We start from the raw sequence: 16,588 nt of genomic DNA, 5'->3' as shown, positions 1-16,588 counted from the left end.
ACCCGGAGGTCGGCGCCGAGCGGGAATGGGCGCAGGCCTGGCCGGAGCTGCCCGGACCGTCCGGCGCGCGGAAGGTCCTCGTCGTCGGTGGCGGCCCGGCCGGCCTGGAGGCCGCCCTCTCCGCCCACCGGGCCGGGCACCAGGTGTCGGTGGTCGAGGCGCGCGGGCACCTCGGCGGGCAGGTGGAACTGGCCGCGCGCGTACCCGGACGGGAGCGGCTCGGCCTGCTCACCCGCGACCTGGCCCGCGACGTCGAGGCCGCCGGCATCCCGGTACGCCTCGACCACCGCATCGGCGTCGAGGACGTGCTGGCCGGCGGCTACCAGGACGTCGTCCTGGCCACCGGCTCCCGGCCCACCCGGCGGGAGCTGCCCGGCGGCCCGCCGGTGATCGACATCTGGCAGGCCGTCGAGGCGCTGACCGACCCCGACTTCCGGCCGACCGGCGCCGTCGTCGTGCTCGACGACGAGGGCACCTGGGCTGCCGCCTCGGTGGCCGAAGGGCTGGCCCGGCGCGGCGCCCGCGTCCACCTGGTCTCCCCCACCGCCTCGGTGAGCGCCAAGATCACCACGTACTCGCGGCTGGCGCTGCTCAAGCGCTTCGCGGACCTGGGGATCGCGGTGCACCCGATGCGCACGGCGCGCCCGGCGGGCGCCGACGCGGTCGCCCTGGGCGGTCCGCTCGCCGGCGCCGACACCCTCGTCGAGGGCGTCACCACAGTCGTCGACGCCGGCTCGCCGCAGGCCGCCGACGAGTTGTACCGGCAGCTCGACGCGCTGCCCGACGGTCCCCGGATCCACGTCGTCGGCGACGCGAACGCCCCCCGCACGGCCTTCGAGGCCGTCTACGAGGGACGCATGGCGGGTGCGTTCCTCGGCCGCTACGACACCGCGTCCGCAGATCGCGTGCGGTACGCCCACTGACCCGTCCATCCCGGTCGCGGCCCGCCGCGGACCGGTCCTCCCCCACCTGAAGAGGAGACACGCATGCTGGACATCGAGGAGCGCCTCACCCTGGATGAGCGTTCCGCCGTGGACTTCGTCCTCGGCCTGCGCAAGCGCTGGGCGGACACCGTCTACCCGGCGCTGCGCGAGGAGTACGGCGCCACCGGCGCGGCGGCCACCACGGTCGGCGACGCGAGCCAGGTGCTGCGCGGCCTTCCGCTCTACCCGTGGTTCAGCCACCTGGAGCGGGTGCAGCAGAAGATGCTGTGGAAGGTCGCCGGCGACGCGGTGCTCAGCCGCCGCGAGGAGCTGACCGACCAGCTGACGTCGGTGCCCGAGCAGCCGAAGGGCTCGCTGGAGCTGAACCCCGACCTGGAACTGCCCGACTGGTACACCGACTACGACATCCACATCCAGCCCGGCAGCTTCTTCTCCGACGACATGTCGGCCTACGTGTACGAGTTCGGGGCGCGCATCGTCATGCTGCGCGACAACGACGGCTACAAGTTCCACACGCTGTTCGCCAAGACCGCCCTGCCCGAGCTGCCCGCGGCGACCCGGATCGTCGACATCGGATGCGGCTTCGGCAAGAGCACCCGGCCGCTGCCCGCCAAGTACCCGACCGCGCAGGTCATCGGCGTGGACCTGGCCGCGCCGGGTCTGCGGCTGGCCCACGCCGAGGCCGAGGCGACCGGACTGGCGATCGACTACCGGCAGGCCGACGGCCGGGCCACCGGCATCGAGTCGGGCAGCTGCGACGTGGTCACCGGCACGATGGTGCTGCACGAGATGCCGGCCACCGCGATCCGGGAAACGATCGTGGAGGCGGCGCGCCTGCTCAAGCCGGGCGGCTCGCTGCGCTTCCTGGAGTTCATGCTCACCGGCGACCCGCTGCGCGACGCCACCGTCTACGAGCACGCCGAGCGCAACAACGAGCCGTTCTTCCACGACCTGTTCGGCTCCGACCTGATCGAGGTCTGCGCCGAGGCGGGCCTGACCGACGTGTCGTGGACCCCGTTCGACGAGCGCCGCAACGGCGTCCAGCCGCAGGGCTGGGGCGACCGTCCCGAGTGGCACTTCCCCTGGGCCGTACTGGCCGCGACCAAGCCGGAGGCGTGATGAGCACCGAGTTCGACTACTTCGGAGACCCCAAGGTCGGCAAGCTGCTCGACCTGGTGCTGCAGCTCTCCACCGAGCTGCACGTGACCCGGCAGCGGGTACGTGTGGTCGAGGCGCTGCTGACCCGTTCCGGCGTGCTGACCGAGGGCGCCGTCGACGGGTTCGCCTCCACCGAGGAGGAGCAGCAGGTCCTCGACCGCGAGCGGGACGCGCTGCTGGCCCGCCTGATGCGCATCCTCACCGAGCACGGCCCCGCGGAGCACCCGCTGCGGGACCAGTGGGAGGCGGCGCTGAGCGAGAAGACCGGCTGATGAGCGCACCGGACGCGCCCGGGCTGATCGACAGCTACCTGCAGCTGTGTGAGGACCGCCGGCTCGACGAGGCCGGCGCGTTCCTCGCGCCGCAGGCCCGGCTGGTCTTCCCGGGCGGCCGGGAGTACTCCTCGCTGCGGGAGATGGCGGCCGCCTCGACCGGGACCTACCGGTGGGTGCGCAAGCACCGGGACCGCTACCTGGTGGGTGACGACAACGGGCGGGTCACCGTGACCTCGCTCGGGCGGCTGTACGGGGAGTGGCTCGACGGCACGCCGTTCGAGGACATCCGCTACGCGGACGTGTTCGTGCTCGACGGCGCGCTGATCGTCGAGCAGCACGTCTACAACGACCTGGCACTGGTCGCGTCGCTGCGCGACGCCTGAGGGCACTGGGGCGTCGCCGCGCGACGCCTGACGGCAACTGTCGCGTCGCGCCGCGACGCCTGATACCCCGCCTCCGCCGCCACGGCGGCGGAGGCGGTCTCCCCCGACTCACGACGAGGTGTGTGCATATGAAACGGAAGTGGGCACTGCTCCCGGCGGCGCTGGCCGCCACGCTGGTTCTCTCCGCCTGCGGCGGCGGCTCCGACGACGAGGCCGGCGGCGAGGGCAAGGAGGCGAAGCTGACCATGGCCATCGCCTCGGCCGTGATCGGCCCGAAGGAGGAGGTGGCCGTCTACGCGGTCGCCAAGGAACTCGGCTACTTCGCCGAGGAGAAGCTGACCGTCGAGACGATCAACGCCGACGGCTCGGTCGCCGCCCTCCAGGCGGTCGCCTCCGGCAGCGGCGACATCACCCCGGCCGACGCCGGCTCGGCGCTCGGCGCGGTGGAGAAGAACGTGCCGATCAAGGCCATCGGCGGCCTGGTACAGAACTGGCCGTGGGTGATGGCGGTGAAGCCGGACTCCCCGATCACCGGCGGCGCGGACCTGCGCGGCAAGAAGATCGGCGTGATCAGCCTTGCCTCCGGCTCGGCCCCGTACGCCCGCGCCTACGTCAAGGCCGCCGGCCTGGACCCGGCCAAGGACGTCGAGCTGCTGCCGGTGGGCGTCGGCGCGCAGGCCGCCGCCGCGCTCAACGACGGCAAGGTCGACATGCTGGCGCTCTACACCCAGGCGTACGCGGTCATCGAGAACGCCGGCACCCAGCTGAAGTACCTGACCAACCCGGACGTGTTCACCGGCATCCGGTCGCTCACCTTCAGCGTCGGCGCCCGTGACTTCGACGCCAAGAAGGACTCGTACGAGCGGTTCCTGCGCGCGGCGTACAAGGCGATGCTCTTCTCGGCCAAGAACCCCGAGGCCGCCATGAAGATCGGCTACAAGGTCTTCCCGCAGATCCTCGCCGGCAAGTCCGCCGACGAGCGGCTCAAGGCGGACACCGAGAGCCTCGCCGCGTGGCTGAAGACGGCCACGCCGGCCAGCGGCGAGCCGGAGCAGTTCGGTGACTGGGGCGCGATCAGCGACGACGAGTGGGCGAAGACCCAGGCGTACACCAAGGAGGCCGGCCAGATCTCCGGTGACGTCGACCTGAAGAAGCTCTGGGACCCGAGCCTGCTCTCCGGCGCGAACAACTTCGACAAGGCCGCGGTGCTCAGCAAGGCCGCGAACTACACCGCCTAGCAGCGGACAGCGGAAGGGATTTCGATGGCCATCAAGGCGACGGCCCGCCGGGCGCAGACGCAGGCTCCGGCATCGGTGTCGGAAGACTCCTGGATCGAGATCGACGGGCTGGACAAGGAGTACCGGCCCCGGAAGTCGGCACCGACCCTGGCGTTGAGCGACATCAACCTGACGGTACGTCGCGGCGAGTTCATCTCGGTCGTGGGACCGTCCGGGTGCGGCAAGACCACTTTGCTGAAGATCCTCGCCGGGCTCAGCCCGAAGACCGGCGGCGCGGTACGGATCGCCGGGCGGGACGTGACGAAGCCCCTTCCCGAGGTCGGGATGGTGTTCCAGGCACCGACGCTGCTGCCCTGGCGCACCATCTTCGACAACGTGATGGTGCCGGCGGAGATCCAGCGACTGGATCCCCGCCGGCACCGGGAACGCGCGCAGCAACTGCTCGAGATGGTCGGTCTCAACGGCTTCGAGCAGAAGTACCCGCACGAGCTCAGCGGCGGTATGCAGCAGCGGGCCGGCATCTGCCGGGCGCTCGTGCACGACCCGGCGGTGCTGCTGATGGACGAGCCGTTCGGCGCGCTCGACGCGATGACCCGCGAGTACATGAACGTGGAGCTGCTGCGGATCTGGCAGGAGAGCAACCAGACGATCGTGCTGGTCACGCACTCCATCCCGGAGGCGGTCTTCCTCTCCGACCGGGTGGTGGTGCTCAGCCCGCGGCCGGGCCGCATCGCCGAGGTCATGGACATCGACCTGGAACGGCCGCGTGAGCTCGGCATCATGTCGTCCGACCGGGCCGGGGTCTATGTGGAACGGATCCGCCGACACTTCAACGCCGCCGGCGTAATCGACTGACGAGGGACAGCCATGGCAACAAGCAACCTGGTCCGCAAGCCGGCCCAGCCACCGGCGCCGTCCGCCCGGCCCGCCCGGCGCAAGTTCGACCTGCGGGAGAAGCCCCAGCTCTGGCTGGTCCCGACGGTCTTCGTCGTGGTCGTGCTGGCCTGGGAGTACGGCGTCCAGCTCCTCGGCGTCGACGAGTACGTCCTGCCGCTGCCGTCGAGCGTGGTCGAGTCGCTGTGGCAGCAGCTCGGCGACGACCAGTTCTGGGGTCACTTCTGGGTGACCACGCAGGAGGCGCTGCTCGGGTTCGTGATCGGCGTCGGCGCCGCCCTGGTGCTCGGCACGTTCATCTCCCAGATCAAGATCGTCGAAGCCACGCTGATGCCGTACATCGTGGCCTTCCAGACCGTGCCCAAGGTCGCCCTGGCCCCGCTGTTCGTGGTCTGGTTCGGTTTCGGCCTGACCAGCAAGGTGGTCATGGCCGCGGTGATCTCGTTCTTCCCGATGCTGGTGAACGTCATCGAGGGTCTGCGCGCGGCCGACGCCGACAAGATCCAGATGCTGACGGTGTTCGGCGCGAGCAAGGCGCAGATCTTCCGGATGGTGCGGCTGCCCAGCGCGCTGCCGTTCATCTTCGCCGGCCTGGACATCGGCATCGTCTTCGCCATCCTCGGCGCGGTCGTCGGCGAGTTCATCGGCGCCAAGGAGGGCCTGGGCTACCTGCTGCTGCAGACCAACTACAACTTCGACATCGCCGGCATGTTCGCCGTGCTGGTGGTGCTGTCGCTGATGGGTCTGGTGGCGCACTTCGTGATCCGGCTGCTGCAGAAGCGGCTGGCCTTCTGGGCCGAGGACACGAAGGTGATCGGCGCGTGACGGCAGTGGACGGGACCGCCGTCACGTGTTGGGGGCACCGGTCGGGCGTGCGCAACGCCCGCCCGGCCGGTGGCCGGACCGGAAAGGCAGGACACGCGACATGAACACCGACCCGAACCGGTTCGACGGCCGGGTGGCAGTGGTGACCGGGGCGGCCCGCGGCATCGGGGCCCGCATCGCGGCGACGCTCGCGCAGCGCGGGGCAACCGTGGCCCAGGCCGACCTGCTCGACGACTGGAGCGAGGCCGAGCTGTCCGGCGGCGCGCACACCCGGCACCGGGTCGACGTCCGGTCGGCCGGCTCCTGCGCCGCGCTGGTGGACGAGGTCCTGGACTCCCACGGCCGCCTGGACCTGCTGGTGAACAACGCCGGGATCGTCCGGCGCGGGCCGGCGGCCACGATGTCCGAGCAGGACTTCACCGACGTCCTGGACGTCAACCTCACCGGCACGTTCCGGATGTGCCAGGCCGCGTACCCGGCGCTGCGGCAGACGAGCGGCGCGGTGGTGAACATCGGCTCCACGAACGGGCACATCGCGGTGCTGAACACGCTCGGCTACTGCGTGAGCAAGGCCGGCGTGATGCACATGGCGCGCGTGCTGGCCCTGGAGTGGGCGCCCGACCGGATCCGGGTCAACGCCGTCGGACCGACCATCGTCCCCACCGACATGACCTCCGACGTACGTGGCGACGAGGCGTACCTCGCGGACAAGATGGCGAGCATCCCGCTGGGCCGGATGGCGCAGCCGCAGGACGTTGCCAACGCGGTCGCCTACCTGCTGAGCGACGCCGCCGCCATGACCACCGGCCAGACGATCTTCGTCGACGGCGGCGTCACCATCCACTGACTTCCCCCTCTCCGACCCCTTCTGTGAGGACCACCATGCCCAAACCGGATACCGCGGCCGCGCTGGCGGCCGTCGACGCTTACTTCGACGAGTTCGTCGAGGAGCTCCAGCAGCTGTGCCGCATCCGCAGCCGCCGCCAGGAGCCGGAGCAGATGGAGGCCACCGCCGAGTTCATCGCCGGATCGGTCCGCCGCTGGGGCGGCGAGGCCGAGATCATCCCGTGGGAGCAGTCGTACCCGTACGTGCTGGCCGAGGTGGCCGGCGAGGGCGACAAGGCGCTGCTGCACTTCACGCACTACGACGTGGAGGTCGAGCCGGCCGGTGACGACGCCGACTGGATCAGCCCGCCCTACGCGGCGGAGATCCACGACGGCCGGCTCTACGCCCGGGGCGTGGCCGACGACAAGGGCGTCATCATGTCCCGCATCCACGCGGCGGCGGCCTGGAAGCTCGCCGGGCTCACCCCGCCGGTGACCAACCGGATCATCTTCGAGGGCAAGAAGTGGCTGCACAGCCCGGGTCTGGGCTCGTTCGTGCAGGCGCACGCCGACCGGCTCGCCAGCGACGCGGCGCTGTGGGAGAACTCCTGGCTCGACGGCGAGGACCGGCTGCTGCTCAAGCTGGCCGAGAAGGGCGTGCTCTACCTGCGCCTCACCGCGCAGACCCTGCCGCGTGACCTGACCAGCCAGAACACCGCGCTGCTGCCGGCCGCCACGGCGCGCCTGGCCGCCGCCCTGGCGCAGCTGCAGCGGCCCGACGGCACCGTGACGATCCCCGGCTTCGCCGACGACGCACGGCCGCCGACGGACGAGGAGCGGGCGCTGCTGGAGAAGGTGGCGTTCGACGGGGACTTCCTGCGCAAGCGGGCCCAGGTCGAGCGGTTCACCGGCGACCTGGACGACCAGGCCGCGGCGGTGGCCATCCGGACCGTGCCGACGCTGACCGTGGCCGGCATCGCCGGTGGCGACATGCGTGACGACGTGACGCTGGGCATCCCGTCGACGGCGTCGGCGAAGCTGGAGATCCGGCTGGTGCCGGGCCAGGACCCGGAGCGCGTCCTCGGGTGCGTGCGCGACCACCTGGCCGCGACCGGCTTCGGTGACCTGCGCATCGAGGTGATGGCGACCAGCCGGCCCAACCTCACCGACCACCGCGACCCGTTCGTCGCGCTCGTCGCGGACGCGGCCCGCCGGGTGTACGGGACCGAGCCGGTGATCGAGCCGTACACGCAGTGGATCGGCAACCAGGGCGTGATCGCCGACCGGCCCATCGTCGGCGTCGGCGTCTCCCGCGCGGACTCCGGTGTGGACGGCCCGAACGAGAACATCCGGCTGGACGACTACAAGGCCGGCATCAAGCACGTCATCGAGGTCATGGCGGCGCTGGCGGTGGCCGAGTGACCCGGGCCCGCGGCGTGGCCCGCCGCGCCTACGTCGACGTGCCGTGGGGTCAGGTGCACTACCGGCACGGCGGCGACGCCGACGCCCCGGTGCTGCTGATCCTGCACCAGTCCCCGCTCTCCTCGGCCACCTACGACGCGGTCATCGAGCCGCTGGCCCGCCGCGGCCTGCGGGTGATCGCCCCGGACACGCCGGGCTTCGGGATGTCCGACGCCCCGCCGCGCCCGTGGTCCATCCCCGAGTACGCGGCCGGCGTGTGGCAGTTCGCCGACGCCCTCGGGCTGTCCAAGGTGCACCTGCTCGGGCAGCACACCGGCGCGATCGTCGGCGCGCAGGCGATGATGTCGGCGCCGGAGCGGGTGCACCGGCTGATCCTGCAGGGCATCCCGCTCTACGACGAGCAGGAGCGGGCGGAGAAGAAGCGGTCGTACGCGCCCGGCTACTCCCCGGACCGCGACGGCGGGCACCTGAAGGTGATCTGGGACCGGGTGTACGGCCTGTACCCGGCGCTGACCCCGGAGGAGGCGAACCGCCAGGTCACCGAGTACCTGCTGACCGGCCCGGACTACGCCACCGCGTACCGGGCGGTGTTCGACCACCACGTCGACACGGCCGCCCTGGACGCGCTGCCCATCGTGCTGCTGCACGGCGCCGACGACCTGCTGGACCGGATGACGCCGCAGGTGCGGGCCGCGCTGCCCAGCGCCGAGCTGGTCACCATCCCCGGCGGCACCGACTTCGTGGCCGACGAGCAGCCGGAGGCGTTCGCCGACGCGGTCGCCGCGCAGGTGCACGCGGACCTGGGAACGGAGGTGCCGGCATGAGCGTCGGCACCCCGGCGTCCGAGGCGAAGGTCGTACCGGCGAACACCGTCTACACCGCGAAGGTGGAGGTGTCCGGCGGCCGGGGCGGAAGCGCCCGGTCGCTGACCGGGTCGCTGCGGGTCGACCTGACCCGTCCCGCCCAGCGGGGCCCGGACGCGCCCGGCACCGACCCGGAGGAGCTGTTCGCCGCCGGCTACGCCGCGTGCTTCGACAGCGCGCTCGCCGTCGCCGCCCGCCAGGCCGGCGTCAAGCCCGGCCCGACGACTGTCACCGCCTCGGTCTCCCTCGGGCAGACCGACGACGGCCGGTACGCGATCGCCGTGGTGCTGGACGTGTCCGCGCCGCAGTGCCCGCAGGCCGACCTGGAGCGCGCGGTGGAGCTGGCCGACCGCATGTGTCCGTACTCGAACGCCCTTCGGGGCAACACCGCGGTGGCGATCCGGGCAAATGGACACCGCTGATCTGACCCGGCCCGCGGCGGCCCGCCACCTGGCGGATCCGCCGCGGCCCGCCGGCCCGATGGCCCTGGCCGTCGGGCTCGGCGCGGTCTACCTGATCTGGGGCTCGACCTACCTGGGCAACCGGGTGGCCCTGGACAGCATTCCGCCGCTGGTGGCCACCTCGGCCCGGTTCCTGGCCGCGGCGCTGCTGCTGTTCGCGGTGGCGGCGCTGTGGCGGGGACCGGCGGGGCTGCTGCTGCCCCGGCGGCAGTGGACCGGGGTGGGTGCCAGCGGGCTGCTGATGGTCGGCGCCGGCAGCGCGCTGCTGGCGCTGGGCCAGCTGTACGTGCCGACGGGTCTGACCTCGCTGCTGGTGGCCGGGATGCCGCTGTGGGTGCTGGTGCTGCGGCTGGTGGTCGGTCCGCGGCCGTCCCCGCTGGCGGCCGTGGGCGTACTCGGCGGTGTGGTCGGGCTGGCGCTGCTGTTCGCGGTGCCGACGCAGGGGTGGCACCTCGGCGGGATGCTGCTGGTGGTGCTCTCCACGATGGTGTGGGCGCTGGGCTCGACGCTGTCGCAGCGGCTGCGCATGCCGGCCGACCACCTGGTCGGCACCGGCTGGCAGATGCTCGTGGGCGGTCTCGCGGTGGCGGTGGCCAGCGTGGTCAGCGGTGAGCTGAGCGGGTTCCGCCTGGCCGACGTGACGGGCCGGTCCTGGCTGGCCTGGACCTACCTGATGCTCGTGTCCACGGTGGTCGGCTTCAGCGTCTACACGTGGCTGCTGCGCAACGCGCCGATCCAGCTCGCGTCCACCTACGCGTACGTCAACCCGGTGGTGGCGGTCCTGCTCGGCATGATGGTGCTGGATGAGTCGTTGTCCGGACGTCAGGTGCTCGCCGGCGCCGTGGTGCTCGCCTCGGTGGCACTGGTGATCGCGCGGGAGCGACCCCGGCAGCCGGACGGCCTGCCGCCCGGGAAGACTCCGGTCGCGCCCGCCTGAGGCCCGGCGATCCCGCCCTACGTCGACAGTGGAGGAGAGAAGATGATCACCACAGCGGTTGTCGAGAGCGCCACCGCCGGCCGGACCCGCTCCGGCCTCGGACGCGCCCTCGACATCGTCAACATCATCGCCGAACGGGCGCCGGAGACGCTCGGCGTGTCGACGATCGCGCGGGAGCTGGGACTGCCCAAGGCGGTCGCGCACCGGATCCTCAAGGAACTGGTGGCCGACAGCTTCCTCACCTTCAACGAGGAGACCAAGCGGTACCGGCTGGGCAGCGGCGCGCTGGCGGTGGGACTGGCCGCGCTGCGCGCGCTGGACGTGCCGGACATCGCCCGCCGGTACCTGGTCCGGCTGGTGCGCGACAGCGGCGAGACCGCGACGCTGTCGGTGCGGCAGGGCTGGACCCGCGTCTACATCGACCAGGTGCTCTCGCCGCACGAGGTACGCATGTCGGTGTCCCTGGGCACCAGCCACGCGCTGCACTCCGGGTCGTCGTCGAAGGCGATCCTCGCGGCGCTGCCGGACGCGGAGATCGAGGACTACCTCGACCACCACCCGCTGGACGCGGTCACCTCGGCCACCATCACCTCCACCGCGAAGCTGCGGTCCGAGCTGGGCCGGGTCCGCCGCCAGGGGTATGCGGTGAGCATGGGCGAGCGGCAGAACGGCGCGGGCAGCGTGGCCGCGCCGGTGCGCTACGCGACCGGGCAGGTGTTCGGCTCGATCTCGCTGTGCGGGCCGCAGAACCGGTTCACCCCGGAGGTCTGCGCCGCGCACGGCGCGCTGGTCGCCGCGGCGGCGGCGGAGATATCCGCCGAACTGGGTTTCCGGCCGCCGGCGCAACGTGCCGCCGGACGGACGGGTCAGGAACAGAACTGGGGAGGTGGAACAGGTGAGTGACGGACCCCTGACGGGCCTGCGCGTGCTGGACGTCTCGACGATCCTCGCCGGACCGCTGTGCTGTCAGATCCTCGGCGACTACGGCGCCGACGTGGTGAAGATCGAGCACCCGACCATGGGTGACAGCATGCGCGGCCACGGCAAGACCAAGGACGGCCATCCCCTGTGGTGGAAGGAGATCTCCCGCAACAAGCGGCTGATCGGGCTGAACCTGTCCGCGCCGGACGGCGCGGCGCTGCTGCTGCGGCTGGCCGAGCGGGCCGACGTGCTGGTGGAGAACTTCCGCCCGGGCACGCTGGAGCGCTGGGGCATCGGCCCGGAGGAGCTGCACCGGGTCAACCCCGGCCTGGTGATCGCCCGGATCACCGGCTTCGGGCAGACCGGCCCGTACGCCTCCCGGGCCGGGTTCGGCACGCTGGCCGAGGCGATGAGCGGGTTCGCCCACCTGACCGGCACGGCGGACGGCCCGCCGACGCTGCCGGCGTTCGGGCTGGCCGACAGCATCTGCGGCATCGCCACCTCCTCGGCGGTGATGATGGCGCTGTGGCACCGGGAGCGTTCCGGCGGCCGGGGCCAGGTGATCGACATGAGCCTGCTGGAGCCGATCATGACCGCCGTCGGCCCGGGTCCCACCGTCTACGACCAGCTCGGCGTGGTGGAGCAGCGGCAGGGCAACCGGTCGACGAACAACGCGCCCCGCAACACGTACCAGACCAAGGACGGGTCGTGGGTCGCCATCTCCACCAGCGCCCAGGCGATCGCCGAGCGGGTGCTGCGGCTGGTGGGCCACCCGGAGGTGATCGACGAGCCGTGGTTCCGTACCGGCGTCGGCCGGGTGGCGCACGCGGACCTGCTCGACGAGTACGTCGGGTCGTGGATCGGTGAGCGGACCCGCGACGAGGTGGCCGCGGCCTTCGCCGAGGCCGGCGCCGCCGTCGCACCGGTCTACAGCGCCAAGGACATCGTCGAGGACCCGCACGTGCAGGCCACCGAGATGATCACGAAGGTCGACGACCCGGACCTGGGCCCGATGCGGATGCACAACGTCATGTGGCGGATGTCGGAGACGCCGGGCCGGATCCGCTTCACCGGCCGCTCCCCCGGCGCCGACACCGACGCCCTGCTCGTCGAGGAGCTCGGCTGCGACCCGGCCGAGATCGCCGACCTGAAAGCCCGTGGCGTCGTCGCCTGACGACGCCGACAGCCGAAACGCGAGGAACCCCGTGGGCACCACTGCCAGAACCGCCGACCGCCTGCTCGACGCCGTGCAGGCCGGCGTCACGATCTACGACCTGGGCCGGCGGCTGACCGTCGGCATGCCGCAGTCACCGAACCACCCGGCGTTCGGGCTCACCCTGCCGCGCCGGCACGGCGACATGGTGCGCGCCGACGGCGGCTCCGCCGCCAACGACCTGCTGGTCATGGGCACGCACGTGGGCACGCACGTCGACGCCCTCGCGCACGTGTCCCAGGACGGCCGGCTGCACGGCGGCGCCGACGCCGCCGCGGCGCAGGTCGGCGGCCGGTTCGACGAGCTGGGCGTGCACACCGTCGCGCCGATGGTCCGCCGCGGCGTGCTGCTGGACGTGCCCGCCACGCTGGGCCTGGAGGGCTGCGAGGCCGGCTACGAGATCACCCCCGCCGACCTGGACGCCACCGTGTCCCGGCAGGGCACGCCGGTGGGCGCGGGCGACGTGGTGCTCATCCGCAGCGGCTGGGGCCGGCTGTTCGACCACGAGGACCGCAACCAGTACATCGGCAAGGACTCCGGCGTACCAGGGATCGGCGCGGACGGCGCCGGCTGGCTGGCGCAGCGGGGCGTGCACGCGGCCGGCGCGGACACCATCGCCTTCGAGTGCCTGCCGCCGGGCAAGGGTCACAGCACGCTGCCGGCGCACCGGATCCTGCTGGTGGAGCACGGCATCTACCTGATCGAGACGATGGCGCTGGAGGAGCTGGCCCGCGACGGGGTGCACGAGTTCACCTTCGTCATGGCCCCGCTGCCGCTGTACGGCGCCACCGGCTCCCCGGTGCGTCCGCTGGCGGTGGTCAGCCGTGGCTGAGCCGACCCTGGGCCGGCACCTGGCCGCCTTCGCCGCCGACACCTCCGCCGCGACGCTGCCCGACGAGGTGGTCGCCAGCGTCCGGGCCCGCGTGCTGGACGTGCTCGGGCTCTGCGTGGCGGCGCAGCCGCTGCCGACCAGCCAGGCCGCGCTGGCGTACGTCGCCGAGCAGGGCGGCCGTGGCCAGGCCACCGCCGTCGGCGTGGACGAGAAGGTCCCGGCCGCGCTGGCCGCGTTCGCCAACGGCGTGCTGGCGCACTCCCTCGACTACGACGACACGCACCTACCGTCGGTGCTGCACCCCAGTGCCACGGTGGTGCCGGCCGCGCTCGCCGCCGCCGAGCTGTCCGGCGCCTCCGGGCAGGAGACGGTGGCCGCGATCGCGGTGGGCCTGGAGGCGTGCGTACGCCTCGGCATGGCCGGCTACGACCCGGCGGCCGGCAACTCGGTCTTCTTCGAGCACGGCCAGCACGCCACCTCGATCTGCGGCACGCTGGGCGGGGCGGTGGCCGCGGCCCGGCTGCTGAAGCTGGACGCGGGCGGCACGCTCGACGCGCTCGGGGTGTCCGCCTCGATGGCGGCCGGGCTGATCGAGTCCAACCGCAACGGCGGCACCGTCAAGCGGATCCACTGCGGCTGGGCGGCGCACGCGGCGGTCAGCGCCGCGCAGCTGGCCCGGCACGGCGTGACCGGCCCGCCGACCGTGCTGGAGGGGCGCTTCGGCTTCTTCCAGGCGTTCCTGCGCGGCGAGTTCGACGGCGACGAGATCGTCCGCGGGCTCGGCTCCGAGTGGGCGGTGCCCGGCATCTTCTTCAAACCGTACCCGGCGAACCACTTCACCCACGCCGCCATCGACGCGGCGATCGCGCTGCGCGAGCGCGGGCTGCCGCTGGACGAGATCGAGTCGATCACGCTCGGCGTGCCCACGCCGACGGTGCGTACCATCGGCCAGCCGATCGAGCGCAAGCGCGCGCCGCAGACCGGCTACGAGGCGCAGTTCAGCGGCCCGTACGCGGTCGCCGCCGGCCTGATCGGCGGCGGCGGTCTGGGCGTGGAGCTGGCCGACTTCACCGACGCCCTGGCGCACGACCCGCAACGGCGGGCGCTGATGGCGCGGGTCGACGTGGTGGCCGACGAGCGGTGCGACGAGATCTTCCCGCACCAGTTCCCGGCGGTGCTGCGGATCGTCACCCGGGACGGACGCGAGTGGGTGCAGGAGGTCCTGGCCAACCGGGGCGGCCCGCAGCGTCCGCTCAGCGACGCCGAGCTGGCGGTGAAGTTCCGCACGAACGCCGCGTCCCTGCCCGAGGCCACCGCCGCCCGCATCGCCGACGAGGTCCACCGGCTCGACCAGGCCCCCGACGTCCACGGCCTGATGGGCCTGATCAACCGCCGCTGAACCGAGCACGAGGAGCAACACCATGAGCACCTACGACCTGCTGTTGACAAACGTCCGCGTGGTCCGGCACGACCGGCCCGAGCCCGAGCTGATGGACATCGGCGTCACCGACGGGCGGATCAGCCGCGTCGCGCCGCAGATCGACCGGGCGGAGGCCGCCCAGGTCGTCGACGGCGGCGGCCGGCTCGCCTTCCCCGGCGTGGTCGACGCGCACCAGCACTGGGGCATCTACAACCCGCTGAGCGAGGACGCCGTCTCGGAGAGCCGCGCGTCGGTGCAGGGCGGCGTCACCACGGCGCTGAACTACATGCGCACCGGGCAGTACTACCTCAACCGGGGCGGCCGGTACGCGGACTTCTTCCCCGAGGTCCTGGCCGCGACCGAGGGCCGCTCCTACATCGACTACGGCTTCCACCTGGCGCCGATGTCGCGGGAGCACATCGGCGAGGTGCCGTCGCTGGTGGAGGAGCACGGGGTCACCTCGTTCAAGATCTTCATGTTCTACGGCAGCCACGGCCTGCACGGCCGCTCCGCCGACCAGAACTCGTTCCTGATGATCCCGGAGGGCGAGCGGTACGACTACGCCCACTTCGAGTTCGTGATGCGGGGCGTCCAGGCGGCCCGGGAGCGTTTCCCCGAGTTGGCCGACGAGATCTCGCTGTCGCTGCACTGCGAGACCGCCGAGATCATGAGCGCGTACACCAAGCAGGTCGAGCAGGACGGCACGCTGCGCGGGCTGGAGGCGTACCACGCGTCGCGGCCGCCGCACTCCGAGGGACTGGCCGTGTCGATCGCGTCGTACCTGGCGCACGAGACCGGTCTGCCGAAGATCAACCTGCTGCACCTGACCTCGGAGAAGGCGGTCGACGCGGCGCTGCGGATGGCGCGGGCGTTCCCGCACATCGACTTCCGCCGCGAGGTGACCATCGGCCACCTGGTGGCCGACATCGACACCGCGCACGGCCTGGGCGGCAAGGTCAACCCGCCGCTGCGCCCGCGCGCCGACGTCGAGGCGCTCTGGGGGTACGTCCTGGACGGCAAGATCGACTGGGTGGTCAGCGACCACGCCTGCTGCAAGGACGAGGTCAAGTTCGGTGAGCCGCGCGACGACATCTTCGTCGCCAAGTCCGGGTTCGGCGGCGCCGAGTACCTGCTGCCCGGCCTGGTCACCGAGGGCAACCGGCGCGGCCTGTCCTACCAGCGGGTGGCGGAGCTGACCTCGTGGAATCCGGCCCAGCGCTTCGGCCTGCGCAACAAGGGCGCGATCGCGCAGGGGTACGACGCCGACATCTGCCTGGTCGACCCGAACTCGACCTGGACGGTGCGCGCGGAGGACTCCGAGTCGACGCAGGAGTACACGCCGTTCGAGGGCTTCGAGCTGACCGCCCGGGTCACCGACACCTTCGTGCGCGGGCAGCACGTGCTCGTCGACGGCAAGGTCACCGGCGAGCCGGCCGGCCGCTACCTCGCCCGCCCGCAGCGGTAGGGGGAACGACTGATGGCGGCGGTGGCGCGCAGTTACCTGTACGTGCCGGGCGACCGGGCGGACCTGCGGGACAAGGCGGCCGGGCGCGGCGCGGACGCGCTCGTGCTCGACCTGGAGGACGCGGTCACGCCGGCCCGCAAGGCGCACGCCCGGGAGACGGTCGCCGGGTACCTGGGCGCCGCCGCGCCGGCCGGCCCCGAGCTGTGGGTGCGGATCAACAGCGACCAGGTCGCGGCGGACGTCGAGGTGCTCTCCCCGGCGGCGGCCGGGGTCTGGGTGCCGAAGGCCGAGCCGGAGCTGCTCGCCGAGGTCGACGCCGCGCTGGCCCGGGTGCAGCGGCGGCTCGGCCCGGACGCCCCGGCGTTCCGGGTGGTGGCGCTGATCGAGACCGCCCGGGGCGTGCTCACCGCGCCGCGGGTGGCCGAGGCGCCACGGGTGCTGCGGCTCGGCCTCGGCGAGGCGGACCTCGCCGGTGAGCTGGGGTTGCAGCCGGGACCGGAGCGGGCGGAGTT

The 16,588-nt window shown here is 72.5% G+C and carries 18 protein-coding genes; all 18 read left to right on the top strand.

All coding sequences use genetic code 11. The features are described 5' to 3' along the window. A partial coding sequence (locus KBX39_RS05995) for an FAD-dependent oxidoreductase (protein WP_210869493.1) occupies nucleotides 1-923 on the top strand: 923 nt, incomplete at its 5' end. Nucleotides 924-986: 63 nt separating this feature from the next. Further along, nucleotides 987-2,063 carry a class I SAM-dependent methyltransferase gene (locus tag KBX39_RS05990; RefSeq protein WP_064445584.1) on the top strand — a complete coding sequence of 359 codons (1,077 nt, stop codon included), beginning with the start codon at nucleotides 987-989 and terminating at the stop codon, nucleotides 2,061-2,063. Beyond that, nucleotides 2,063-2,374 (top strand): hypothetical protein, encoded by a 312-nt coding sequence (locus KBX39_RS05985; RefSeq protein ID WP_064445583.1) that lies wholly within the window; start codon nucleotides 2,063-2,065, stop codon nucleotides 2,372-2,374. Before KBX39_RS05990 ends, KBX39_RS05985 begins: the two co-directional genes overlap by 1 nt. After that, nucleotides 2,374-2,760: a hypothetical protein gene (locus KBX39_RS05980; RefSeq protein WP_043323211.1), complete on the top strand. Its 387-nt coding sequence runs from the start codon at nucleotides 2,374-2,376 to the stop codon at nucleotides 2,758-2,760. The genes KBX39_RS05985 and KBX39_RS05980 overlap by 1 nt, the downstream gene beginning before the upstream one ends. 128 nt (nucleotides 2,761-2,888) lie before the next feature. Beyond that, entirely contained in the window at nucleotides 2,889-3,998 is a 1,110-nt protein-coding gene (locus KBX39_RS05975; protein ID WP_043323209.1) for an ABC transporter substrate-binding protein, read from the top strand. A gap of 24 nt (nucleotides 3,999-4,022) precedes the next feature. Beyond that, on the top strand, nucleotides 4,023-4,853 hold the full coding sequence (locus KBX39_RS05970) for an ABC transporter ATP-binding protein (RefSeq protein ID WP_083297008.1): 831 nt from the start codon (nucleotides 4,023-4,025) through the stop codon (nucleotides 4,851-4,853). Between the two features lie 12 nt (nucleotides 4,854-4,865). Beyond that, nucleotides 4,866-5,717, top strand: a complete 852-nt coding sequence (locus KBX39_RS05965) for an ABC transporter permease (RefSeq protein WP_043323208.1) — start codon at nucleotides 4,866-4,868, stop codon at nucleotides 5,715-5,717. Nucleotides 5,718-5,817: 100 nt separating this feature from the next. Beyond that, complete coding sequence (locus KBX39_RS05960; RefSeq protein WP_043323206.1) at nucleotides 5,818-6,564, top strand: SDR family NAD(P)-dependent oxidoreductase; 747 nt, start codon at nucleotides 5,818-5,820, stop codon at nucleotides 6,562-6,564. A 35-nt stretch (nucleotides 6,565-6,599) separates the two neighbouring features. Further along, nucleotides 6,600-7,964 carry a M20/M25/M40 family metallo-hydrolase gene (locus tag KBX39_RS05955; RefSeq protein ID WP_210869491.1) on the top strand — a complete coding sequence of 455 codons (1,365 nt, stop codon included), beginning with the start codon at nucleotides 6,600-6,602 and terminating at the stop codon, nucleotides 7,962-7,964. Continuing rightward, nucleotides 7,961-8,788, top strand: a complete 828-nt coding sequence (locus KBX39_RS05950; RefSeq protein WP_064445582.1) for an alpha/beta fold hydrolase — start codon at nucleotides 7,961-7,963, stop codon at nucleotides 8,786-8,788. The genes KBX39_RS05955 and KBX39_RS05950 overlap by 4 nt, the downstream gene beginning before the upstream one ends. Beyond that, entirely contained in the window at nucleotides 8,785-9,249 is a 465-nt protein-coding gene (locus KBX39_RS05945) for an Ohr family peroxiredoxin (RefSeq protein WP_210869488.1), read from the top strand. Before KBX39_RS05950 ends, KBX39_RS05945 begins: the two co-directional genes overlap by 4 nt. Next, nucleotides 9,236-10,225: an EamA family transporter gene (locus tag KBX39_RS05940; RefSeq protein WP_210869486.1), complete on the top strand. Its 990-nt coding sequence runs from the start codon at nucleotides 9,236-9,238 to the stop codon at nucleotides 10,223-10,225. Before KBX39_RS05945 ends, KBX39_RS05940 begins: the two co-directional genes overlap by 14 nt. Before the next feature lie 42 nt (nucleotides 10,226-10,267). Then, complete coding sequence (locus KBX39_RS05935) at nucleotides 10,268-11,128, top strand: IclR family transcriptional regulator (protein ID WP_043323194.1); 861 nt, start codon at nucleotides 10,268-10,270, stop codon at nucleotides 11,126-11,128. Next, on the top strand, nucleotides 11,121-12,320 hold the full coding sequence (locus tag KBX39_RS05930) for a CaiB/BaiF CoA-transferase family protein (RefSeq protein WP_043330005.1): 1,200 nt from the start codon (nucleotides 11,121-11,123) through the stop codon (nucleotides 12,318-12,320). The genes KBX39_RS05935 and KBX39_RS05930 overlap by 8 nt, the downstream gene beginning before the upstream one ends. A gap of 31 nt (nucleotides 12,321-12,351) precedes the next feature. Continuing rightward, the gene (locus KBX39_RS05925; RefSeq protein WP_069088404.1) at nucleotides 12,352-13,191 is read left to right on the top strand and encodes a cyclase family protein; all 840 of its coding nucleotides are present in this window, start codon (nucleotides 12,352-12,354) and stop codon (nucleotides 13,189-13,191) included. Continuing rightward, nucleotides 13,184-14,590: an MmgE/PrpD family protein gene (locus tag KBX39_RS05920; RefSeq protein ID WP_064445579.1), complete on the top strand. Its 1,407-nt coding sequence runs from the start codon at nucleotides 13,184-13,186 to the stop codon at nucleotides 14,588-14,590. The genes KBX39_RS05925 and KBX39_RS05920 overlap by 8 nt, the downstream gene beginning before the upstream one ends. Before the next feature lie 22 nt (nucleotides 14,591-14,612). Then, nucleotides 14,613-16,076 (top strand): dihydroorotase family protein, encoded by a 1,464-nt coding sequence (locus tag KBX39_RS05915; protein WP_043323186.1) that lies wholly within the window; start codon nucleotides 14,613-14,615, stop codon nucleotides 16,074-16,076. A 12-nt stretch (nucleotides 16,077-16,088) separates the two neighbouring features. Then, nucleotides 16,089-16,588: CoA ester lyase (locus KBX39_RS05910; protein WP_247659909.1), on the top strand; the 500-nt coding region annotated here is incomplete at its 3' end.

Source organism: Micromonospora sp. D75, assembly GCF_018070405.1.
Lineage (GTDB): Bacteria > Actinomycetota > Actinomycetes > Mycobacteriales > Micromonosporaceae > Micromonospora > Micromonospora chalcea.
The sequence above is the reverse complement of the archived record's forward strand: the minus strand, read 5'-3'. Positions and strand labels throughout refer to the sequence as shown.